The sequence below is a fragment of the Pseudarthrobacter phenanthrenivorans Sphe3 genome (genome assembly GCF_000189535.1).
GTDB classification, from domain to species: Bacteria; Actinomycetota; Actinomycetes; order Actinomycetales; family Micrococcaceae; genus Arthrobacter; species Arthrobacter phenanthrenivorans.
In genome coordinates this window covers 811,467-833,850 of record NC_015145.1, presented here as the reverse complement: position 1 = coordinate 833,850, position 22,384 = coordinate 811,467, and the positions used below count along the sequence as shown (strand labels likewise).

Genomic DNA, 22,384 nt, shown 5'->3' with positions numbered 1-22,384 from the left:
CTTGCGGGCCTGCTACTTCGAGTCAGGCGCAGTGACGCTGGCCGTGGGTTTCATGGTCTCGGCGTTGACCATCCAGGCGAACTGCTCCAGCTTGGCGATGAACTCGTGCAGCAGGTCAGCGGTGGTGGGATCCTCTTCGTCCACTTCATCATGGACTTTGCGCATGGTTCCAACAGCAGCTTCAAGGGCTGCAACGATCCGCTCGATCGCATCCTTGGTGCTGATCAGGCCTTCGGGGAACTGCGCCAGACTTGTGGACTCCGCCACCGTGGAGCTGCGGCCGTCCGGCAGCGCGTGCAGGGCGCGCATCCGCTCGGCCGTGTCATCGGCGAACTGGCGGGCCGCGTCAACGATCTCATCCAGCTGCAGGTGGAGGTCGCGGAAGTTGGTTCCAACGATGTTCCAGTGCGCCTGCTTGCCCTGGACATGCAGTTCAATCAGGTCGGCGAGCACGGCCTGCAGGTTGTTGGTCAGTGTCGGTGAAGCTTTCATGCATCCTCCTCAATTGGTCCGGTAGTGCCGACGGTACCAGCCCCGCATCGCCGGGCGGCAGGGCCCGGACGGATTTCTCAGTGAGCTTACTAATTTCCCGGGGACCGACATAAACGAACGCGATTCATATTTGCCCTTGCGCCGCAGGTCACACACCTCCATACTAAATGAACGCCATTCATATAGTGACCCTCATCTCAACATCTCCAGAAAGTGGTGCCATGACCGAGACCATCCGCACCAGCACATCCGAAGCAACCGCCGGGCGGCACTCCCCCGGAACTGCCGGGATCAGTCCCAAGGGACTGAAGGGCGGGCAGCTGGGCCTCCTCGCCGTCGTCGTCCTGGGCATTTCCACCATTGCCCCCGCCTACACCCTCACCAGCGCCCTCGGCCCCACCGTCAATGAAGCCGGGCTCCAACTGCCGGTCATCTTCCTGATCGGCTTCATCCCCATGATCCTGGTCTCGCTGGCCTACCGGGAACTCAACGCCGATTCCCCGGACAGCGGCACTACCTTCACCTGGGTGACCAAGGCCTTCGGCCCCTGGATCGGCTGGATGGGCGGCTGGGGCCTGCTGGCAGCGAACATCATTGTGCTGTCCAACCTCGCCGGGGTCGCCGTCGACTTCTTCTACCTGTTCCTTTCACAGCTGACGGGGGCGCCTGAACTGGCTGACCTGGCAGCGAACAAGGCGGTGAACGTGGTGACCTGCTTTGTGTTTGTTGCCCTGGCCGTCTGGATCAGCTACCGCGGGCTCCACACCACCAAGATGGTGCAGTACGGCCTGGTGGGCTTCCAGCTGCTGGTCCTGGCGCTGTTCGTGGGCATGGCCTTTGCCAACTGGTCCGCGTCCGAAACCTCCATCCCCTTCAGCTGGGAGTGGTTCGACGTCACCCGCATTGAGACCTTCGGGCAGATCGCGGCGGGCATCTCGCTGTCCATCTTTGTCTACTGGGGCTGGGACGTCTGCCTGACAGTCAACGAGGAGACTGCCAACGGGAAGAAGGTCTCCGGGCTCGCCGGCACCCTCACTGCCCTCATCGTCCTGGCGATCTACCTGCTGGTGAGCATTGCCACCATGATGTTCGCCGGCGTCGGAGATACCGGCAACGGCCTGAACAACACCGAAATCCACGAGAACATCTTCACTGCGCTGGCGTCCCCCATCATGGGCCCGTTCGCCATCCTGATGTCCATGGCAGTGCTGTCCAGTTCCGCCGCCTCGCTGCAGTCCACCTTCATGTCGCCGTCCCGCAGCCTGCTGGCCATGGGGCACTACGGTGCCCTGCCGGAGCGGTTCAGCCGCGTCAGCAGCAGGTTTGCGACGCCGGGCTTCGCTACCGTGGCCGCCGGCATCATGTCCGCGGGCTTCTATGCCGTGATGCACGTAGTCAGTGAAAACGTCCTCAACGACACCATCCTGGCGCTGGGCCTGATGATCTGCTTCTACTACGGCCTCACCGCCCTGGCCTGTGCGTGGTACTTCCGCCAGAGCGTCTTCAGCAGCCTGCGCCACTTCCTGCTGCGGCTGGTGTGCCCGGTGCTTGGCGGCGTGGGACTGTTCGTGGTGTTCGGCCAGACTGCCGTGGACAGCCTGGCCCCCGAATTCGGCAGCGGCTCGGAGGTCTTCGGGGTAGGCCTGGTCTTCGTCCTTGGCGTCGGCATCCTGGCATCCGGAGCAGTCTTCATGCTCATCATGGCCCGGTTGCGCCCCGGGTTCTTCCAGGGCGAAACGCTCAGGCGCGATACTCCGGCGCTGGTGGTACCGGAGTAGGACGCAGGCGGGCTTGTCCAGCTGCTCCTTCCTGCATGGCAAAGGTGCCGTTCCCCGCTTCCGGGGAACGGCACCTTTCGTGGTGCAGTTGCCTTACCAGTAGTGTGCGACGTCCACTACCAGCCGGGAACCGGACCCGGGCCCGTCCAGGGTGAACACCCGGAACGGAAGCCGGGCACGGACCCCCAGTCCAATGTTTGTCTGGCCCTCAAAACTGCCGGCCCAGGCCACCTGGCGGAAAGTCTGGTACCCGGCAACGTTGGAGAGCTCGGCCCTGTTGGCGGGCGTGTACGTCGGCTGGCCGGTGTTGGGGTCATAGGCCGGAGCCTTCACGGTCACCTGCAGCCGTGCACCGCCGCGGACAGGAACGGTAAAGCCGGACCCGTCTTCGACTACCTTGGGCACGTAGCGCACCAGGTAGCCCACGGCCGGGCCGCTGAGGTCCACCACCATCCGGTCAAAGCAGTAATGCCGCCCGGTGCGGACGTTGGTGACGGATGCGGCGGCCAGGGTGCCGTCAGTCTTGGCCAGGGACCCCCAGACGAGGCCGCAATAGGACGTGGTTGCGGAGGCCTGCCCCGGAACCGCTATGCCCAGCCCCGCGGCCAGCAGGATGGCCGCGAGCCAGGTGGAGAACTTTTTCATTGTGGAGCCACCCAAAATGTGGAGCGATTGGATAGCTCAAGGGTAGGAGCGTTTAAGGTTCGAATCGAGGCCTGTTGCCGCTTCGGCGCACAACTGTTAATCACGGACCGGCTGCATTACGCATCCATAAAAGAGCGGCAGCAAACATGTGGTTCTTGACCGTTTCGGCACCGTTCCTGCACTGCCCCGTGATCCGGAATAACGACGGCGGCCGGAGACAAAAGAGCGCCGGCCACCTTGGAGGGTGGCCGGCGCCAGGCAGAGGGTGGGAGGTTAGCCCTCGCAGTCGCGGCAGTACTTCATGCCGTTCTTTTCCCTGGCCACCTGGGAGCGGTGGCGGACCAGGAAGCAGGAGGAGCAAGTGAATTCGTCGGACTGCTCAGGAACCACAATGACGGTCAGTTCCTCGTTGGAAAGATCAGCGCCGGGCAGGTCAATGCCCTCAGCGGTGTCGTTCTCATCGACATCAATGACTGCGGTCTGCGCGTTGCCGCCGCGTGACGCCTGAAGGGCTTCCAGCGAGTCAGCCGGAGTGTCTTCTTCCTGCTTGCGTGGAGCATCGTAATCAGTAGCCATAGCGTGTTCACTTTCGTTGCTGCGCAGCGCCATTTCAGGCACCTCAGTGAAGCAGTTTAGGGCATGATCCCGCTACCCGCGCAATAGTGTGTTCAAGCAGACATGCCGGTGGGCCCCTGCCGGGATTCGGCGTGGCTTTGCCGGGCGTGTTCCGCCCCAACGGCCACCCCGCTCAGTGCCGGCAGCCACCCCCAACGCGTGGCGTCGGCCGTGGCGTCAACCGCATGGCCGGCCTCATAGGTGAGTGCACCGGCAAGCCATGCACGGAACCGGCTAATGAAGTGTGATGCCATGCCTGGCAACTTACGCGGCCTTTGTTGTCACTGTGTTTCCGCCCGGTCTCATCTGCAATAAATTCCAGGCATACGCCACTCCGCGTCTAGGTTGTCCCGCGGCTGTCACGTTGCCGTCGCCGTGTCGGCTACCGTGTCGGCCTGCGGGTGCTGCCGGCGGCTCATCAGGATGAAGGGCGCGGCGATCAGCTGCACCGCGCCTGCCACGGCCAGCGACGCGGGGTAACCGTAGAGGTCAGCGGTACGGCCAAGCATCGGCTGCACCACCACTCCTCCTGCTGATCCCATGAGCGAGTCGAAGCTGAGGACGGTTGCGCGCTGCTTGGAGGCAATCATGTCGTTCAGGTACGCCTGCCGCACCGGGGTTCCGGCCGAGGAGACCACGGCCCAGAGTGCCAACAGCACCAGGGCAACCCAGAAGGTGGTGGTGACCATGAGCACCACCAGGATGAGGGCGCTGACAATGTTGGTGGCAATCAGGACACTGGTCCGCCGTTTCACCAGGTTCCGGACACGCGGCGCCATCCAGCCGCCTACGACATCGGCCCCGGCAACAATGGCCGCGGCGAGGCCTGCAATGGCGTACGCCCGCGGGTCTCCAAACAGCTGGAGCAGGTAGGGCTGCAGGGCGTAGAACACGTAGATGCCGACGCCTTCGGTGAACGGCGCAGCCAGCATTATGTACCGGACCGGCGGGTTCTTCAGCCCGTTGTCCACCGAGGCAGCGAGTACCGCGCGGGTTGCCTGCAGGGGGTGCGCCGAGCGCTCAGGCGTGAAGCCGACGTCGTGCATGAGCAGGAATGCGACGGCGAACATCGCCACCAGCACGCCTACCCGGAGCAGGAACGGAACCCCGAGGTTTGTTGCCTGTGCAATAACTCCGCCCGCAACGGACCCGGCCAGCATGGCAATCCCGGAGACCATCTGGCCCCGGCCCAGCACCGTCTCCAGGCCGCCTTCGTACCCGGAGAAACGCAGGGCGTCCACCAGCCAGGCCTCCACCGCACCCGAGAAGAAGGTGAACCCCAGGCCCAGGAGGACAGAAACCAGCGCCCACCACCAGAACGGAGCCGACAACTGCCACAACAGGTAGTACAGGAACGTGGAACCGGCCAACGTAATGGTGCCCAGCAGGAAGGAAACCCTGCGTCCCCAACTGTCCGCCACTACGCCGGTGGGGACCTCGAACAGCACCATGCCAACGGTAAAGAACGCGTTCGCGGCGAAAGCCTCGAGGTTGCTCAGCCCGGCGTCAAGCAGGAAGAGGGTATTGATGCCCCAGATGAACGATGCCGCCAGGGTGTTGCCCAGCGTCAAGGTGAGGTAGACGCGCTGGATCTTGCGGGCAGCGGCGTTCATGACGGGGACGGTCAGGCTTGGCTGAAGCTGGCGGGTACAGGATCATGCCGCAGGTAACTGCGCCGGAAGCGTCCGGTTCCCGCAGTCAGGGCCCTCAGGTCCACGGCGTACCGCAGCAGTTCCTGGTCCGGAACTTCAGCACTGATCTCGGTCATCCCGCCGCCTGACGATGTAGTTCCGGTCAGCCGGCCGCGCCGGGCGGAGAGGTCGCTCATCACGGACCCCACGTGCTCATCTGCCACCGAGATGGTGACCGAGGAGACAGGTTCAAGCAGTTGGATCCGTCCGGCTGCGGCAGCCTCCCGAAGTGCCAACGCCCCGGCTGCCTGGAAGGCGGCATCGGAGGAGTCCACGCTGTGTGCCTTGCCTCCAATGAGGGTCACCTTGAGGTCCACCACGGGGAAACCGGCGCTTACTCCCTTGTCCATTTGTGCCCGGACGCCTTTTTCAATCGAGGGGATGAAGGTCCCCGGAATGACGCCGCCCACGGTCTTGTCCACGAACTCGAAGCCGGCGCCGCGGGGAAGAGGCTCCACTTCAATATCGCAGACCGCATATTGACCGTGGCCTCCCGACTGCTTGACGTGCCTGCCGTGGCCCGCCGCGGGGCTGGCAAATGTTTCGCGCAAGGGCGTCACAACGTCCACGGTATGCAGTTTCACGCCCTGGTCGCGCAGCCTGTCCAGGACCACCTCCGCGTGGGCCTCCCCCATGCACCACAGGACGAGCTGATGCGTTTCCTGGTTGCGTTCCACCCGCAGGGTGGGATCACCGGCCGCGATCTTCCCGAGGCTCCGCGCCAGCGCGTCCTCGTCACTGCGCGAATCCGCTTCCACTGCCACTGGCAGCAACGGTTCCGGCATCTCCCAGGTGGCCAGCAGCAGCGGCCGGTCCCTGCCCGAGATGGTGTCTCCGGTTTCGGCGCTGCCCAGCTTGGCCACTGCGCACATGTCGCCCGCAATGCTGAAGGGTACGGGCCGCAGCGAGGCGCCCAGCGGGGAGTAAAGGTGGGTGACGCGTTCATCCGTGTCGTGGTCCTGGTGGCCCCGGTCCGCCAGCCCGTGGCCGCCCACGTGCACCGGAGCGTCCTCCCGCAGCGTGCCGGAGAATACGCGGACCAGGCAGATCCGGCCCAGGAACGGGTCCATGGAGGTCCGGACCACTTCCGCCGCCAGCGATCCGGCTGGATCGCAGGTGAGCGTACCGGCGGGCGCCCCCGCGAGGTCGGCAGCCTCCGGCACGCGCGCCTCCCGCGGCGACGGGAATGCCCGGACCAGCACCTCCAGCAGTTCCGCCGTCCCCAGGCCCGTGGTGGCGGACGTGGACAGGACGGGGAAGAAGGAACCACGTTCGACGGCGGTTTCCAGGTCCGCGATCAGGACATCGGTGTCGATGTCCTCGCCTCCCAGGTACCGGTCCATCAGCGTCTCGTCTTCACTCTCGGCAATGATTCCCTCGATGAGCTCCCCACGCGCGGGCCCGGAAGCTGCCAGTTCCCCGTCCGCCGCCCCGCGCAGGGTGGCGGAGGATTCCCCGGACGAGTAGTCGGTGACCGTCCCGGACAGGAGGCCAAGGAGGCCGGTGACCTCACCGCCGTCCCGCACCGGGACATACAGCGGCAGCACCCCCTCCCCGAACGCCTCGCGGCAGGCGGCCAGGACGCCGTCGTAATCCGCCCGCGGGTGGTCCATCCGGGTGATGGCGACGGCGCGCGGCAGCCGCATGTGCTCGCACTCACCCCACAGCGCAGTGGTGGTGGCATCGATTCCGTCGACGGCGGACACCACGAAGAGCGCGGCATCCGCTGCCCGCAGGCCTGCGCGCAGCTCACCGATGAAATCCGGGTAGCCCGGTGTGTCCAGGAGGTTCACTTTGACGCCGTCGATCAGCAAGGGCACCAGCGACAGCGTCACGGAGCGTTGCTGGTGCACGGCGGCAGGATCGGAATCGCTGACAGTGGTACCGTCCGGGATCGATCCTTTGCGCGTGATCATGCCGTTGGCCGCGAGGAGCGCCTCCACCAGCATGGTTTTCCCCGCTCCGGAATGGCCTACGAGGGCCACGTTGCGGATCATTGAGGGATCCTCGGCCGCGATGCCGGCGGAAAGGTCAGCGCGGCGCGCCTCAGCTCCGTTCCTGCCGGCCGCTGCCCTGGCTGAATCCTTGGTGCCTCTGACCGACATGGGAACCTCCTGGCGTCTTTGCCATCCGACCGGGCTGGAACATGTCCTCTGATTCGACACCCTGCGGGGCTGAACGGCAAGGGTCCTAAGGCCGGAACTAGGAGCCGCGGGCCTTGCGGGTGGCGGCGTCGTTTGCCTTTTGGATGGCCTTGACCAGTTCAGCCTTGTCCATCTTGGAACGGCCGTCGATGTCCAGCTCCTGCGCCAGCTTGTACAGGTGCTCTTTGGACGCGTTCGCGTTTACGCCCCCGGCGGTAGGTTCAGAAGACTGGAGGCCTTCCTCGGCGCGCTTGTCCGAGGGACCCTTCTTGTCCTTCGGTTCCCAGTGGTCGCCCACCTTCTCGTAGCTGTGCTTCAACGAGGCGTAGGCAGCCCGGGCAGCGCGGCCCTCGTCGTTGTCGTAGCTCTCAAGGGCGGAATCGTAGGTCTTGGCGAACGTGTCCTGGGCCTTTTGCTCAGAGCGCTGCAGGGTCGAGGGAAGCTCGTCCTTGCGGGCGTGCTGGTTCTTGCCGGTCTTGGGCATCGCACCCACACTCCTTTTATCAGCAGGCTGATCATTTGGATGATTCCAGCTTAGCTGCGGCGTGGGAAGTGGTGGAGCCCCCTGTCGGATTCGAACCGACGACCCCCGCTTTACAAGAGCGGTGCTCTGGCCAACTGAGCTAAGGAGGCGTGCCCCTGCGGGCGGGCACCTGAACGGCGCTAGATAAGGTTAGCCCAACTGGTGCCGGTGGTAAAACGCCGACGGCGGACCGGCTCCTCCAGCCCCTTAACGCCGGTGGCCCGCTTCCGGAGGAATCCGGAAGCGGGCCACCATGGCGTCCGCGGCATCCGCGGCTCCAGGCTTTTGGCTTTAGGCTTTGGCGTCGATGGCTGCCTGGATCTCGGCGTTCAGGTCCGAGGCGCCGTCCCACTTCTTGCCGTCGACGAACACCGTGGGCGTGCCGGTGATGCCTGTGTTCTCTGCCAGTTCGGTGGAGTACTTGACGTACGGCCGGAACGTCTTGTCGTCCACGCAGCTGTTGATGTCGGCTCCGATGTCGCTGGCAAGGGACTTCAACTTGTCGTCGGACAGGCCGGCGCCGCCTTCGGCAGGCTGGTTGTCGAAGAGGACGTTGACGTATTCGGCGTACTTCTCCGGGGCTTTGTCCGCTACGCAGGCGGCGGCATTGGCTGAGCGGGAGGAGTAGTTGGTGCTGGACAGGCGGTCCAGGAAGCCCAACGGCCGGTACTCCACGGTGATCTTGCCTTCGTTGCGGAGGCTGGTCAGTGTCTCGTTGTACGCCTTTTCGAATTGCAGGCAGGCCGGGCAAATGAAGTCGATGTAGGCAATGATCTTGACCGGCTGTCCGGCTTCTGCCTCAGCCCCAGGCGCCACAACCGGGTTGGGCAGCGTGTCAGGCTTGGCCGGAACGTTGGCCATGTCCACGGTGGCCGGGTCTGTTTTCTTGACCTCGGTGTTGGCCAGCAGGGTCACGCCGCCGTTGACGTTGGCATTTGCCGGCACGGGGCCCTGGTCAGCAATGGGGGTGTTCTGCTGCATGCTGGTGGTGACCACCAGTGCAACAACCGCCAGGATTGCCACGACGGCTGCCACGATGCCCCAGCCGATCAGCAGCTTGTTGCGCTTGTCCTTCTTAAGCTGCGCTTCGCGGATCAGGCGGGCCTTTTCCCGCGCTTCCGCGGTGCGCTCAGCCTTGGACTTCCGTACTTCGTTTGCGGGGCTCATGTGTTCCTTGGGTCGATTGACATTGGGGGACCAGTTCGTGGCAACTCCATACATTTTAGGCGAGAAAGCTGGGAGCTTGCCCTTTCAAGTATCAGCCGGGTTGACCACCGGACGAATAGCACGGGAGATGCCGTCCCGTTAGGGTTGGCTGAGAGGCACAAGCAACCCCAGGGGGCCGCAATGCAATCACCCGTCCAGGAAAAACCTACCGCCACTGCTGAGTCCGGGACCGCCGGCTCCAGCCAGGGCGGCCACACTAAGTACGACTTCATGGTGGTGTCGAACCGGCTGCCGGTGGACCGCTGCTCGCCCGGCGAAAGCGGTGACGACGGATCCGGCTGGCGCCGGTCTCCGGGCGGCCTGGTGACAGCACTTGCACCGATGATGACCAAGACTGACGGCGCCTGGGTGGGGTGGCACGGCGCGCCTGATGAAACGGTCACGCCCTTCAGCCATGGCGGCATGGACCTCGTCCCGGTCCAGCTCAGCACCGATGACGTGGAGCTCTATTACGAGGGCTTTTCCAATGCCACGCTGTGGCCGCTGTACCACGATGTGATCGCCCCGCCGGAGTTTCACCGGACATGGTGGGACGCTTACCGCAAGGTCAACAGGAGGTTCGCGGACGCCGTCGTCCGCCATGCCGACCATGGCGCTACGGTATGGGTGCAGGACTACCAGCTCCAGCTGGTGCCGCGCATGCTGCGGCAAGCCCGGCCGGACCTCCGCATTGGCTTCTTCAACCACATTCCGTTTCCGCCGCCGGAGATCTTTGCGCAGCTGCCGTGGCGGCAGGCAATCATCGACGGCCTACTGGGCGCGGACCTGGTGGGTTTCCAGCGGACCAGTGACGCCGGCAACTTCATGCGCTCTGCCCGCCGGTTCCTTGGCGCCAGCGTGAAGCAGCAGCAGGTCCATGTAAAGGGCCATGACGGCCAGGTCACGCACATCGCCCGGGCCCAGGCATTTCCCATCTCCATCGACGTCCAGCAGATCAGTGAACTCGCTGCCAAGCCGGAAATCATTGAGCGGGCGCGGCAGATCCGGCAGGACCTGGGAAACCCCAAAACCATCCTGCTGGGGGTCGACCGCCTGGACTACACCAAGGGCATCAGGCACCGGCTCAAGGCCTTCGAGGAGCTCCTGGCCGACGGCAAGCTTTCCGTTGGCGATGCCACACTGATCCAGGTGGCAAGCCCCAGCCGCGAGCGCGTGGAGCAGTACCGCCTCCTGCGCGAAGAAGTGGAAGGCACCGTTGGCCACATCAACGGCACCTACGACACCCTCGAAAACACCGCCGTCCGCTACCTCCACCACAGCTATCCGGTCGAGGAAATGGTTGCCTTGTACCTGGCCGCCGATGTCATGCTGGTCACCGCCCTGCGGGACGGCATGAACCTGGTGGCCAAGGAATATGTCACCGCACGCACCAACAATGACGGCGCGCTGGTCCTCAGCGAGTTCGCCGGCGCAGCCGACCAGCTCAAGCAGGCCCTGCTGATGAACCCCCACGACATCGATGGCCTCAAGAGTGCCGTAATGCGTGCGGTTGAGATGGAGCCGCGCGAAGCGGGCCGCCGGATGCGGGCCATGCGGAAGCAGATCCTGGAGCACGACGTAGACCACTGGTCAGCAGACTTCCTCCGGGCGCTCAATGAAAAAGTGGTGCGCGATGACTCCTGACGCACGTCGCGCAAAGCACCGGCTCACCCTGTCCCCCGAGCTGCGGGAGGCCATCCGGCGGATCGCCGCGACGGAGCACCTGCTGGTGGCCATGGACTTCGACGGGACCATGGCGCCCATTGTGGGCCGCGCAGAGGATGCACGCCCCCTCCCGCGGTCGGCGGCGGCCTTCGCCGGGCTTGCCGTGCTTCCGCGCACGACGACGGCACTCATCTCCGGCCGCGCCCTCGCCAGCCTGCGCGCCGTGGCTTCTCCTCCGGTGGACACGCTCCTGATCGGCAGCCATGGGGCAGAAGCATGGCTCGGACCGGGATCTGCCGGCCTGACCCTCGACGAGGAGCAGAAGTCGCGCCTGGCTGAAGTGCGTGCAATCCTGGCGGACATCGTCGAAGAAGCGCCGGGCACCCTCCTCGAGGACAAGCCCGCAGGCGTGGTCCTGCACACCCGCCTGGCCGCCGACGACGTGGCAGAGGACGCAGTGGCAGCCGCCCGCTCGTTGCTGCAGGACCGGAAAGGCGTGTTCCTCAAGGATGGCAAGCGCGTCCTTGAAACCTCGGTGGTGAACGCCTCCAAGGGCGAGGGTGTCACCTTCCTGCGGCAGATCACCGGCGCCACCGCGGTGTTGTTTGCAGGTGACGACACCACTGACGAGGACGCCCTGGCGCGTCTGGAACCGGGAGATGTGGGCGTAAAAGTGGGTCTTGATTTCACCCAGGCCCAGTACCGGGTGGAAGCGCCCGTCCACGTAGCCGAGCTGTTGGAGGTGCTGCTCCAGGAACGGAGTATGGCCGTGGCGGAGGAAGATTCCGGCGCCATTCCGGATTGATGCCCCACTTAAAGTTGCGCAAGCTCACATGTGACATCCGTAACATTTGCAACCACGCGCGATATATCTGACATACTCTTGCTTGTGATGTGGCGCACAAACACCGTGCGGCGTCACTCGGCGCTCCTGAACCTCGGTTAGGGAGCGCCAGCAACACAAAACTGAACAAACATGAACCATTCACAACGGATCGTCCGGCACGTACCTGCCGGTGAAGGGATTGATAACTGTGGCTACAGTTACTTTTGATAACGCTACGCGTCTGTACCCGGGCACAGATAAGCCCGCCGTCGATAAGCTCAACATCGACATCGCCGATGGCGAATTCCTGGTCCTCGTTGGACCCTCCGGTTGCGGTAAGTCCACCTCGCTGCGCATGCTCGCCGGCCTTGAGGACGTCAACGCAGGCCGGATCCTGATCGGCGACCGCGACGTCACCGATGTTCCCCCGAAGGACCGCGACATCGCGATGGTTTTCCAGAACTACGCGCTGTACCCGCACATGACTGTGGCCGACAACATGGGCTTCGCCCTGAAGATCGCAGGCGTCTCCAAGGAAGAGCGCGCCGAGCGTGTCCGCGAAGCCGCCAAGCTCCTTGACCTCGAGCAGTACCTGGACCGCAAGCCGAAGGCCCTTTCCGGCGGCCAGCGCCAGCGTGTTGCCATGGGGCGCGCCATTGTGCGTAATCCCCAGGTCTTCCTCATGGACGAGCCGCTGTCCAACCTGGACGCCAAGCTCCGCGTCCAGACCCGTACGCAGATCGCATCCCTCACCCGCCGCCTCGGTGTCACCACCGTTTACGTGACGCACGACCAGGTTGAGGCAATGACCATGGGTGACCGCGTGGCTGTACTGAAGGACGGCCTGCTGCAGCAGGTCGACACCCCGCGCAACCTCTACGACCGCCCCAAGAACGTGTTCGTTGCCGGCTTCATCGGCTCCCCCGCCATGAACCTGCTGGAACTGCCCGTGGTCGACGGCGGCGTCCAGTTCGGCGGCACCGTGTACCCCGTGCCGCGCGACGTCCTCGAAGAGGCACACGGTTCCACCGTGACGCTGGGCAGCCGTCCCGAGGACCTGGAAACCGCTCCGCACGGCGAAGGCCTGAAGGTTGAGGTGGACGTCGTCGAAGAGCTCGGTGCCGACGCCTACGTCTACGGCCACACCACGCTCGACGGCAAGGACCACGACATCGTGGCACGTGTCGACGGCCGCCGTCCCCCGATGAAGGGCGAGTCCATCTACGTCCGTCCGCAGTCGGGCCACGTGCACCTGTTCGACACCAAGACCGGCCTGCGCCTGGGCGACTAGTCCCCACCGGCACCGCATGAAACTGACGGCGGCCCTCCTCACGGAGGTGCCGCCGTCGGCCTTTAACGGGCAAGCCAAAGATTTAGCCGCCCGGCTCCAAGTACGGGAGAATTGATTCATGACTGAGGAATACACCGCCCAGTGGCACGACGAACCCACCGACTACGCGCAGATCGGAAAACTGCCCCGGTTTGTGGCTGCGAGTGCCGATGACGGCAAGGCAACTTCGGTCTCCAGCTCGCTCAACATCACGGCGGCAGCGGCAGATCCGGAGCTCCTGGACCTGCCGTGGCACATTGCCCTGGAAGACTGGCCGGCGGAGAACCTTGCCGCCCTCCCCCGCGGCATTTCCCGGCACATCGTGCGGTTCGCGCACCTGGGCGGCTCGGTCATCGCCATCAAGGAAACGTCCGAGCACGTGGCCCGGCACGAATACCACATGCTCCGCAAGCTTGCCCGGCTCGATGTTCCCTGCGTGGAACCGGTGGCAGTCATTACCGGACGGACCACGCCGGAGGGACGTCCGCTGAACCCGGTGCTGGTCACCCGGCACCTGAAGTTCTCCATGCCCTACCGCGCCCTGTTCTCGCAGATGCTCCGCAAGGACACCCTGACCCGCCTCATCGACGCGCAGGCACTGTTGCTGGTGAGGCTGCACCTCATTGGCTTCTACTGGGGCGACGTGTCCCTCTCCAACACCCTCTTCCGGCGCGACGCCGGCGCATTCGCCGCCTACCTTGTAGACGCAGAAACCGGGGAGCTGTACCCGGACCTGTCCACCGGACAACGCGAATACGACCTGGAAATTGCCAGGGTCAACATTGCCGGCGAGCTCATGGACCTGCTGGACGGCGGCCTGATCGAGGAAAAGGTTGACCCTGTGGCCACCAGTGAGCTGATCATGGACAGCTACCGCCGGCTGTGGGCAGAACTGACCGAGAAGGAATCCTTTGAACTCGGCCAGCGGTGGCGGGTGGGGGCCCGGATCCGGCGCCTCAACGAACTCGGCTTCGACGTCGAGGAGTACGCCATCAAGACCACCCAGAACGGCGCCACGATCCAGCTGCAGCCCAAGGTTGTGGACGCCGGGCACCACATGCGGCGCCTGCTGCGGTTGACCGGCATCGACGCGCAGGAAAACCAGGCCCGCCGGCTCCTCAACGACATGGACTCCTTCCGGGCGGACAACAACCCGGACATGGACGAGGAGTACAGCGCCCACCTGTGGGTCAGCCAGATTTTCGAACCTATTGTGCGGTCGATCCCGAGAGACCTCGCAGGCAAGCTGGAACCGGCCGAGGTGGTGCACGAGGTCCTGGAGCACCGCTGGTACATGTCGGAAAAGCAGGAACGCCACATCCCGCTGGCTGAAGCCGTCCAGTCCTACATCGATTCCATCCTGCGGCACCGCCGGGACGAGGCAGCCATCATGCTGAACCCGCCCACAGGGCTGCTGGAAATCCTTGAGGCCGAGACGGAGGAATCCCGCTACGGGGATGACGAGTCGATTGACGAGTACCCCGACGCGGACGACTGACGCTAGATAGCCTTACCGGGGTTGAGGATGCCCTGGGGATCGAACAGGTCCTTGATCCGCCGCTGGAGCTCCCGGACCGGTTCGGGCTGCTCCTGGCCCAGCCAGCGCAGTTTGTACTGGCCAACGCCGTGCTCTCCGGTGATGGTTCCGCCCATTGCCAGGGCCGCCGTGATGGATTCGTCCAGGACCCGGTTCAGGCGGTCCATAGCGCCGCTGTCCACCGCGCTTCCCGTTCGGTCGATCCAGAACGTGGGGTGCAGGTTGCCATCGCCGGCGTGCGCCACCACCTTCAAGTGGACGTCATGCTCCGCAGCCATTGACTCCAGCGCCGCCACGTAGTCCACCAGCCGGGACCTGGGGACGGCAACGTCCTCGCCCACGCGGTATTCGTCGTCCACTTCGACGCCCCTGCTGTGGCGGCGAAGCTCCACAAGCCGTTCAGCCTCTGCGCTGGCCTCCGTCGTGACAACTGCACCCCCGGTCCGCAGGACTTCCCGCACCACCTCGGCCTCAGCGGCGGCGCCAAAACCGTCGGTCTGGACCAGGAGCAGGGAGCGGCCGCGGGTGGTGAGGTCAGAGCCGTGGATCCCGTCCAGTTGGGCCAGGGTCCCGCCGTCGAGCAGTTCCATGATTGCGGGCTGGACGCGCGCCCTGCCCACTGCCAGGACCCCCGCAGCGGCCAGCCGGAAGTCCGGGTAGAAGGCTGCTACCGTGTGTACCTCGCGGGGCAAGTACTTCAGCCGCACCGTGACACCGACCACGATGCCGAGCGTACCCTCAGATCCCACGAAAAGCCCTGTCAGGTCATAGCCGGCCACACCCTTGAACGTCTGGTGCCCAGTATGGATGAGCGAGCCGTCGGCCAGGACAACGTCCAAGGCAAGGACAGAGTCCCTGGTCACCCCGTACTTGGCGCAACGCAGCCCGCCGGCGTTGGTGGCGACGTTGCCGCCTATGGTGGAGCTGCGGAAGCTCGCGGGGTCCGGGGCATACATCAGCCCATGTACCGCGGCTGCCTCGTTGAGGACGGCGTTGACCACGCCAGGCTCCACCACCGCCGTCTCATCGTCCGGGTTGATGTCGAGAATGCGGTCCATCCGTTCGAGGGACATAACGACGCAGTTCCTGGTGGCATGGGCGCCGCCGGACACCCCGGTGCCGGCGCCACGGGCCACGACAGCAACGCCGCTGCCGGCGCACGCACGGACCACTGCCTGCACGTCCGCTACGGTTTCCGGGAAAACAACTGCCAACGGCAACTGGAAGTCGAGAACGGGGGCCTGGTCAACCGCGTACCGGCGAAGCGCCGTCTCCGTCATGTCCACCTGGCTGGCCGCCAGGATCCCCTCCAGCTCGTCAACTACGCTTCCCACGAACCCTCCATCCGTCATTGCACATGTTCCCCCAGTCTAGGGCGGGCAGGGCCGGGCCCGGTCCTAGGAGTCCGGTGTGCCTGCAGCGCCCATGAAGCGGGCATATCGGCCAAGGATCTCCGGCCAGGCGGTGGCATACTTGGCCCGTGTGGCGGCCGGGTCTTCCGCCCCCTCCCAGCCCTCATGGAATACCCGCACCTCTGTCCCCTCCTCAACGGAGCGGAAAACGACGAGCAGTTCAGTGGACCACAAGGCAGTGGTACCGGGATGCCACGTGGCGTGGAAGGACAACGGCGGTTGCCAGTCATCCAAGGTGCCCCAGATGGTGGTCCGGCCGTCGTCCGCAGTCTCCAGGATGAGGTTTTCCTCGAACTCCACGTAGGAATCTGCACCGTACACGCCGTGGCTTTCGAGCGGCCACCAAAGGTGGGTGTGGTCCGTAAAGCCGGTAAAGGCGTGGGCAACGGCCCCCGGAACAACCACCGTGTTCACCACTGGGTCCAGGATCTGGAGGGCCTGGTGGTCATCACTCCCGGGAGGTTCCTGCGCGTGGCTGAAGAGGCTGTTCATGGTCCCCCACTTTACCGCCCCCACCCAACTCACGCTCTCGCACTTGATGTCGGGTTTCCAGACACGCTCTATCAGTTGATGTGGGGTTTCCCGGGACGCTCTATCAGTTGGCGTCGGGTTTCCAGGCACGCTCTATCAGTTGGCGTCGGGTTTCCAGGCACGCTCTATCAGTTGGCGTCGGGTTTCCAGGCACGCTCTATCAGTTGGCGTCGGGTTTCCCGGCACGTTCTATCAGTTGTTGTTGGGTCTTTCGACGCTGTCGTGGTGGTCGATGCCGGTCGGGCGGGGGTGGTGGGTGGGTCTGTCTGGGGCCGCGATAGAAAGCACATGAACTGAGAGAGCGTCTGATGGAAGGGCGCATCGAGTGGGAGAGGGTCCGGCCACCACGCACATCAAGTGGGTGGTGTGTGGGTGGTGTGTGGGTGGTGTGTGGGTGGTGTGTGTGTTAAATGTGGGAGGCCCCAACCATGTTCTGGTTGGGGCCTCGACCTAATGGTTGTCCGGCGGTGACCTACTCTCCCACACCCTCCCGGGTGCAGTACCATCGGCGCTGTGGGTCTTAGCTTCCGGGTTCGGAATGGGACCGGGCGTTTCCCCCACGCTATGACCGCCGTAACCCTGTTACCCGTCACCAACCCCGTTGGGGTGGTGTGGGAAGACTTGTGGTTACAACTGCTCCTGTTAGAGAGCGGTGGTGTTGTTTATTCAGTTGTTGGTTCCAGGCAACGTACCCGTGGCGGGTTTGTTGGTTGGGAACCACATAGTGGACGCAAGCAGTCTTGTTCATCTTTTTACCCTCCCCGTGGTGCAAACGCTTTTGAACCCGTTTGCGGGGTGGGTGTGTGGTGTAAGTTATCGGCCTATTAGTACCGGTCAGCTTCACGAGTCGTTAGTCCTCGCTTCCACATCCGGCCTATCAACCCAGTGGTCTGGCTGGGGGCCTCTCACACACAAGGTGTATGGAAATCTCATCTTGAAGCGAGCTTCCCGCTTAGATGCTTTCAGCGGTTATCCCATCCGAACGTAGCTAATCAGCGGTGCACTTGGCAGTACAACTGACACACCAGAGGTTCGTCCGTCCCGGTCCTCTCGTACTAAGGACAGCCCTTCTCAAATTTCCTGCGCGCGCAGCGGATAGGGACCGAACTGTCTCACGACGTTCTAAACCCAGCTCGCGTACCGCTTTAATGGGCGAACAGCCCAACCCTTGGGACCTACTCCAGCCCCAGGATGCGACGAGCCGACATCGAGGTGCCAAACCATGCCGTCGATATGGACTCTTGGGCAAGATCAGCCTGTTATCCCCGAGGTACCTTTTATCCGTTGAGCGACGGCCATTCCACAATGTACCGCCGGATCACTAGTCCCGACTTTCGTCCCTGCTCGAGATGTCTCTCTCACAGTCAAGCTCCCTTGTGCACTTACACTCGACACCTGATTGCCAACCAGGCTGAGGGAACCTTTGGGCGCCTCCGTTACTTTTTAGGAGGCAACCGCCCCAGTTAAACTACCCATCAGGCACTGTCCCTGACCCGGATTACGGGCCGAAGTTAGATGTCCAAAGTGACCAGAGTGGTATTTCAACGATGACTCCACCCGAACTGGCGTCCGGGCTTCAACGTCTCCCACCTATCCTACACAAGCCACTCCGAACACCAATACCAAACTATAGTAAAGGTCTCGGGGTCTTTCCGTCCTGCTGCGCGTAACGAGCATCTTTACTCGTACTGCAATTTCGCCGAGTTTATGGTTGAGACAGCGGGGAAGTCGTTACTCCATTCGTGCAGGTCGGAACTTACCCGACAAGGAATTTCGCTACCTTAGGATGGTTATAGTTACCACCGCCGTTTACTGGGGCTTAAATTCTCAGCTTCGCCGTGAGGCTAACCGGTCCTCTTAACCTTCCAGCACCGGGCAGGAGTCAGTCCGTATACATCGTCTTGCGACTTCGCACGGACCTGTGTTTTTAGTAAACAGTCGCTTCCCCCTGGTCTCTGCGGCCCCGATCCCCTCCCGGACGCGAAGTCCGATCAAGGTTGGGGCCCCCCTTCTCCCGAAGTTACGGGGGCATTTTGCCGAGTTCCTTAACCATAATTCTCTCGATCGCCTTAGTATTCTCTACCTGATCACCTGTGTCGGTTTGGGGTACGGGCGGCTAAAACCTCGCGTCGATGCTTTTCTCGGCAGCATAGGATCACCAAATCCCCCCAAACGGGGGTCCCATCAGATCTCAGGCATCATGAACAGCGGATTTGCCTACCGTTCGCCCTACATCCTTAGACCGGGACAACCATCGCCCGGCTCGGCTACCTTCCTGCGTCACACCTGTTAATACGCTTGCCTCCCAGGATCAGGTCCTGCGCTCCACCAAAACCCTCACACCACAAGGGTGATCGGGCAGGTCTCGGGCAGTTAGTATCCCCTGTTCAGCATGGGCGGTTTTTCGCCGGTACGGGAATATCAACCCGTTGTCCATCGACTACGCCTGTCGGCCTCGCCTTAGGTCCCGACTTACCCAGGGCAGATTAGCTTGACCCTGGAACCCTTGATCATTCGGCGGACGGGTTTCTCACCCGTCTTTCGCTACTCATGCCTGCATTCTCACTCGTGTAGGCTCCACCGCTGGTTTACACCGCGACTTCACCGCCCACACGACGCTCCCCTACCCATCCAAACACCTGAACCACGAAGGCTTAGTCATTGTTTGAATGCCACAACTTCGGCGGTGTACTTGAGCCCCGCTACATTGTCGGCGCGGAATCACTTGACCAGTGAGCTATTACGCACTCTTTTAAGGATGGCTGCTTCTAAGCCAACCTCCTGGTTGTCTTCGCAACTCCACATCCTTTCCCACTTAGCACACGCTTAGGGGCCTTAGTTGGTGGTCTGGGCTGTTTCCCTCTCGACTATGAAGCTTATCCCCCACAGTCTCACTGCTGCGCTCTCACTTACCGGCATTCGGAGTTTGGCTGACGTCAGTAACCTTGTAGGGCCCATTAGCCATCCAGTAGCTCTACCTCCAGCAAGAAACACGCAACGCTGCACCTAAATGCATTTCGGGGAGAACCAGCTATCACGAAGTTTGATTGGCCTTTCACCCCTACCCACAGCTCATCCCCTCCATTTTCAACTGAAGTGGGTTCGGTCCTCCACGACGTCTTACCGTCGCTTCAACCTGGCCATGGGTAGATCACTTCGCTTCGGGTCTAGATCACGCCACTGCAACGCCCTATTCAGACTCGCTTTCGCTACGGCTGCCCCACACGGGTTAACCTCGCGACGTAACACTAACTCGCAGGCTCATTCTTCAAAAGGCACGCCGTCACCAGAATCAGACTGGCTCCGACGGATTGTAAGCACACGGTTTCAGGTACTGTTTCACTCCCCTCCCGGGGTACTTTTCACCTTTCCCTCACGGTACTGGTCCGCTATCGGTCATTAGGGAGTATTTAGGCTTATCAGGTGGTCCTGACAGATTCGCACGGGATTTCTCGGGCCCCGTACTACTTGGGATACTCTCACAGGCGGCACAACGCATTACAGTTACGGGGCTAACACCCTCTCTGGCCGGCCTTTCAAGACCGTTCACCTATGCGCGCACATCACACCCCACCAGCCCGGCAGAACTGGTATGGAAAGTCCCACAACCCCGACCATGCAACGCCCGCCGGCTATCACACATGGAACGGTTTAGCCTGATCCGCGTTCGCTCGCCACTACTAACGGAATCACTATTGTTTTCTCTTCCTGCGGGTACTGAGATGTTTCACTTCCCCGCGTTCCCTCCACGCACCCTATGTGTTCAGATGCGGGTCACCAAGTCACTCGCGCGCTTGGCGGGGTTTCCCCATTCGGACACCCTGGGATCACAGTCCGGTTATCGACTCCCCCAGGCTTATCGCAGATTCCTACGTCCTTCTTCGGCTCCTAATGCCAAGGCATCCACCGTGTGCTCTTAAAAACTTGACCACAAAAGATCAAAAAACACTTTTCGAGAGAACCATGAAAACCAACCACACACAACAACACCACCACCAGGGCAGTACCACCACGCGCAGCCAGATCCAGGTTCATATTCTTGGAAATTGCTTCTTATAAAAGATGCTCGCGTCCACTATGTAGTTCTCAAACAACAACCCCAAACCACACACCACACACACACAACCCCCAAAGGGAGCCAACCGTGCATGATCGGTGCAGCCAGGAAACCAGAAACAAACAAACCCGGGAAAACCCCGGCCCTGTTGCCTCAGGACCCAACAGTGTGCCAAACACTAAACCACCCGCACCCCGCCCCGCCGTTCCAGGACAACCACCCAAAGGATGACCATCCGTACTAGACAAGACAAGAAACAAGCAGCCGCTATTTGTTGATATTCCACCCTTGAGCACCCGCCGCAGAACTTGCGTCTGCGCAACGGGCATATACTCCTGACAAACCCCCACCAGCGCATACACGCAGTGACAGGCCTGTAGGTGCTCCTTAGAAAGGAGGTGATCCAGCCGCACCTTCCGGTACGGCTACCTTGTTACGACTTAGTCCCAATCGCCAGTCCCACCTTCGACAGCTCCCTCCCACAAGGGGTTAGGCCACCGGCTTCGGGTGTTACCAACTTTCGTGACTTGACGGGCGGTGTGTACAAGGCCCGGGAACGTATTCACCGCAGCGTTGCTGATCTGCGATTACTAGCGACTCCGACTTCATGGGGTCGAGTTGCAGACCCCAATCCGAACTGAGACCGGCTTTTTGGGATTAGCTCCACCTCACAGTATCGCAACCCTTTGTACCGGCCATTGTAGCATGCGTGAAGCCCAAGACATAAGGGGCATGATGATTTGACGTCGTCCCCACCTTCCTCCGAGTTGACCCCGGCAGTCTCCTATGAGTCCCCACCATCACGTGCTGGCAACATAGAACGAGGGTTGCGCTCGTTGCGGGACTTAACCCAACATCTCACGACACGAGCTGACGACAACCATGCACCACCTGTAAACCGACCGCAAGCGGGGCACCTGTCTCCAGGCGTTACCGGTTCATGTCAAGCCTTGGTAAGGTTCTTCGCGTTGCATCGAATTAATCCGCATGCTCCGCCGCTTGTGCGGGCCCCCGTCAATTCCTTTGAGTTTTAGCCTTGCGGCCGTACTCCCCAGGCGGGGCACTTAATGCGTTAGCTACGGCGCGGAAAACGTGGAATGTCCCCCACACCTAGTGCCCAACGTTTACGGCATGGACTACCAGGGTATCTAATCCTGTTCGCTCCCCATGCTTTCGCTCCTCAGCGTCAGTTAATGCCCAGAGACCTGCCTTCGCCATCGGTGTTCCTCCTGATATCTGCGCATTTCACCGCTACACCAGGAATTCCAGTCTCCCCTACATCACTCTAGTCTGCCCGTACCCACCGCAGATCCGGAGTTGAGCCCCGGACTTTCACGGCAGACGCGACAAACCGCCTACGAGCTCTTTACGCCCAATAATTCCGGATAACGCTTGCGCCCTACGTATTACCGCGGCTGCTGGCACGTAGTTAGCCGGCGCTTCTTCTGCAGGTACCGTCACTTTCGCTTCTTCCCTACTGAAAGAGGTTTACAACCCGAAGGCCGTCATCCCTCACGCGGCGTCGCTGCATCAGGCTTGCGCCCATTGTGCAATATTCCCCACTGCTGCCTCCCGTAGGAGTCTGGGCCGTGTCTCAGTCCCAGTGTGGCCGGTCACCCTCTCAGGCCGGCTACCCGTCGTCGCCTTGGTAAGCCATTACCTCACCAACAAGCTGATAGGCCGCGAGTCCATCCAAAACCACAAAAAGCTTTCCACCAACCACCATGCGATGGAAGGTCATATCCGGTATTAGACCCAGTTTCCCAGGCTTATCCCAGAGTTAAGGGCAGGTTACTCACGTGTTACTCACCCGTTCGCCACTAATCCACCAGCAAGCTGGCATCATCGTTCGACTTGCATGTGTTAAGCACGCCGCCAGCGTTCATCCTGAGCCAGGATCAAACTCTCCGTTGAAGTAAAACAGACACAACC

15 protein-coding genes, 1 tRNA gene and 3 rRNA genes are annotated in these 22,384 nt (G+C 62.4%); 5 read left to right on the top strand and 14 right to left on the bottom strand.

The features are described 5' to 3' along the window. Positions 1 to 12 precede the first annotated feature (12 nt). The gene (locus ASPHE3_RS03935) at positions 13 to 492 is read right to left on the bottom strand and encodes a Dps family protein (RefSeq protein WP_013599935.1); all 480 of its coding nucleotides are present in this window, start codon (positions 490 to 492) and stop codon (positions 13 to 15) included. 221 nt (positions 493 to 713) lie between these two features. Here ASPHE3_RS03935 and ASPHE3_RS03930 point away from each other — a divergent pair, with 221 nt between their 5' ends. After that, positions 714 to 2,270, top strand: coding sequence for an APC family permease (locus ASPHE3_RS03930; protein ID WP_013599934.1), 1,557 nt, complete (start codon positions 714 to 716; stop codon positions 2,268 to 2,270). 93 nt (positions 2,271 to 2,363) lie between these two features. On the opposite strand, the gene ASPHE3_RS03925 is transcribed toward ASPHE3_RS03930, so the two are convergent. From ASPHE3_RS03925 to ASPHE3_RS03890, 8 genes are all read right to left on the bottom strand, one after another. After that, positions 2,364 to 2,915: an AMIN-like domain-containing (lipo)protein gene (locus ASPHE3_RS03925; RefSeq protein ID WP_013599933.1), complete on the bottom strand. Its 552-nt coding sequence runs from the start codon at positions 2,913 to 2,915 to the stop codon at positions 2,364 to 2,366. A gap of 273 nt (positions 2,916 to 3,188) precedes the next feature. Continuing rightward, positions 3,189 to 3,491, bottom strand: coding sequence for a DUF4193 domain-containing protein (locus tag ASPHE3_RS03920; protein ID WP_041652542.1), 303 nt, complete (start codon positions 3,489 to 3,491; stop codon positions 3,189 to 3,191). 92 nt (positions 3,492 to 3,583) lie between these two features. Then, the gene (locus ASPHE3_RS03915; RefSeq protein ID WP_013599931.1) at positions 3,584 to 3,784 is read right to left on the bottom strand and encodes a hypothetical protein; all 201 of its coding nucleotides are present in this window, start codon (positions 3,782 to 3,784) and stop codon (positions 3,584 to 3,586) included. Positions 3,785 to 3,889: 105 nt separating this feature from the next. Then, a complete protein-coding gene (locus tag ASPHE3_RS03910; protein ID WP_013599930.1) occupies positions 3,890 to 5,143 on the bottom strand; it encodes an MFS transporter in 1,254 nt (417 codons plus the stop codon). 11 nt (positions 5,144 to 5,154) lie between these two features. Further along, positions 5,155 to 7,326, bottom strand: a complete 2,172-nt coding sequence (locus ASPHE3_RS03905; RefSeq protein ID WP_013599929.1) for an elongation factor G-like protein EF-G2 — start codon at positions 7,324 to 7,326, stop codon at positions 5,155 to 5,157. Positions 7,327 to 7,423: 97 nt separating this feature from the next. Continuing rightward, a complete protein-coding gene (locus tag ASPHE3_RS03900) occupies positions 7,424 to 7,849 on the bottom strand; it encodes a ChaB family protein (protein ID WP_013599928.1) in 426 nt (141 codons plus the stop codon). 72 nt (positions 7,850 to 7,921) lie between these two features. Further along, a tRNA-Thr gene (locus ASPHE3_RS03895) sits at positions 7,922 to 7,998 on the bottom strand. Positions 7,999 to 8,179: 181 nt separating this feature from the next. After that, positions 8,180 to 9,055, bottom strand: coding sequence for a DsbA family protein (locus ASPHE3_RS03890; RefSeq protein WP_013599927.1), 876 nt, complete (start codon positions 9,053 to 9,055; stop codon positions 8,180 to 8,182). A 180-nt stretch (positions 9,056 to 9,235) separates the two neighbouring features. Between ASPHE3_RS03890 and ASPHE3_RS03885 the strand changes: the two genes are divergently transcribed. From ASPHE3_RS03885 to ASPHE3_RS03870, 4 genes are all read left to right on the top strand, one after another. Beyond that, entirely contained in the window at positions 9,236 to 10,738 is a 1,503-nt protein-coding gene (locus ASPHE3_RS03885; RefSeq protein WP_013599926.1) for an alpha,alpha-trehalose-phosphate synthase (UDP-forming), read from the top strand. Further along, positions 10,728 to 11,564: a trehalose-phosphatase gene (gene otsB / locus ASPHE3_RS03880; protein ID WP_013599925.1), complete on the top strand. Its 837-nt coding sequence runs from the start codon at positions 10,728 to 10,730 to the stop codon at positions 11,562 to 11,564. Before ASPHE3_RS03885 ends, otsB begins: the two co-directional genes overlap by 11 nt. Before the next feature lie 229 nt (positions 11,565 to 11,793). Further along, positions 11,794 to 12,876, top strand: a complete 1,083-nt coding sequence (locus ASPHE3_RS03875) for an ABC transporter ATP-binding protein (protein ID WP_013599924.1) — start codon at positions 11,794 to 11,796, stop codon at positions 12,874 to 12,876. 118 nt (positions 12,877 to 12,994) lie between these two features. Further along, positions 12,995 to 14,413 carry a DUF4032 domain-containing protein gene (locus tag ASPHE3_RS03870; RefSeq protein ID WP_013599923.1) on the top strand — a complete coding sequence of 473 codons (1,419 nt, stop codon included), beginning with the start codon at positions 12,995 to 12,997 and terminating at the stop codon, positions 14,411 to 14,413. A 2-nt stretch (positions 14,414 to 14,415) separates the two neighbouring features. Here the strand turns inward: ASPHE3_RS03870 and ASPHE3_RS03865 are convergent, their stop codons facing one another. From ASPHE3_RS03865 to ASPHE3_RS03845, 5 genes are all read right to left on the bottom strand, one after another. Beyond that, positions 14,416 to 15,804 (bottom strand): FAD-binding oxidoreductase, encoded by a 1,389-nt coding sequence (locus ASPHE3_RS03865; protein WP_013599922.1) that lies wholly within the window; start codon positions 15,802 to 15,804, stop codon positions 14,416 to 14,418. 45 nt (positions 15,805 to 15,849) lie between these two features. Next, complete coding sequence (locus ASPHE3_RS03860; protein ID WP_013599921.1) at positions 15,850 to 16,356, bottom strand: SRPBCC family protein; 507 nt, start codon at positions 16,354 to 16,356, stop codon at positions 15,850 to 15,852. 498 nt (positions 16,357 to 16,854) lie between these two features. Beyond that, positions 16,855 to 16,971, bottom strand: a 5S ribosomal RNA gene (rrf, locus tag ASPHE3_RS03855). Between the two features lie 227 nt (positions 16,972 to 17,198). Then, positions 17,199 to 20,325: ribosomal RNA gene (locus ASPHE3_RS03850) — 23S ribosomal RNA — on the bottom strand. A gap of 518 nt (positions 20,326 to 20,843) precedes the next feature. After that, positions 20,844 to 22,366: ribosomal RNA gene (locus tag ASPHE3_RS03845) — 16S ribosomal RNA — on the bottom strand. Together the 16S, 23S and 5S rRNA genes form the textbook arrangement of a ribosomal RNA operon. Positions 22,367 to 22,384 lie beyond the last annotated feature (18 nt).

Coding starts and splice junctions, on each gene's coding strand:
- ASPHE3_RS03935 (WP_013599935.1), bottom strand. CDS start 492: ATGAAAGCTTCACCGACACTGACCAACAACCTGCAGGCCGTGCTCGCC.
- ASPHE3_RS03930 (WP_013599934.1), top strand. CDS start 714: ATGACCGAGACCATCCGCACCAGCACATCCGAAGCAACCGCCGGGCGG.
- ASPHE3_RS03925 (WP_013599933.1), bottom strand. CDS start 2,915: ATGAAAAAGTTCTCCACCTGGCTCGCGGCCATCCTGCTGGCCGCGGGG.
- ASPHE3_RS03920 (WP_041652542.1), bottom strand. CDS start 3,491: ATGGCTACTGATTACGATGCTCCACGCAAGCAGGAAGAAGACACTCCG.
- ASPHE3_RS03915 (WP_013599931.1), bottom strand. CDS start 3,784: ATGGCATCACACTTCATTAGCCGGTTCCGTGCATGGCTTGCCGGTGCA.
- ASPHE3_RS03910 (WP_013599930.1), bottom strand. CDS start 5,143: ATGAACGCCGCTGCCCGCAAGATCCAGCGCGTCTACCTCACCTTGACG.
- ASPHE3_RS03905 (WP_013599929.1), bottom strand. CDS start 7,326: ATGTCGGTCAGAGGCACCAAGGATTCAGCCAGGGCAGCGGCCGGCAGG.
- ASPHE3_RS03900 (WP_013599928.1), bottom strand. CDS start 7,849: ATGCCCAAGACCGGCAAGAACCAGCACGCCCGCAAGGACGAGCTTCCC.
- ASPHE3_RS03890 (WP_013599927.1), bottom strand. CDS start 9,055: ATGAGCCCCGCAAACGAAGTACGGAAGTCCAAGGCTGAGCGCACCGCG.
- ASPHE3_RS03885 (WP_013599926.1), top strand. CDS start 9,236: ATGCAATCACCCGTCCAGGAAAAACCTACCGCCACTGCTGAGTCCGGG.
- otsB (WP_013599925.1), top strand. CDS start 10,728: ATGACTCCTGACGCACGTCGCGCAAAGCACCGGCTCACCCTGTCCCCC.
- ASPHE3_RS03870 (WP_013599923.1), top strand. CDS start 12,995: ATGACTGAGGAATACACCGCCCAGTGGCACGACGAACCCACCGACTAC.
- ASPHE3_RS03865 (WP_013599922.1), bottom strand. CDS start 15,804: ATGACGGATGGAGGGTTCGTGGGAAGCGTAGTTGACGAGCTGGAGGGG.
- ASPHE3_RS03860 (WP_013599921.1), bottom strand. CDS start 16,356: ATGAACAGCCTCTTCAGCCACGCGCAGGAACCTCCCGGGAGTGATGAC.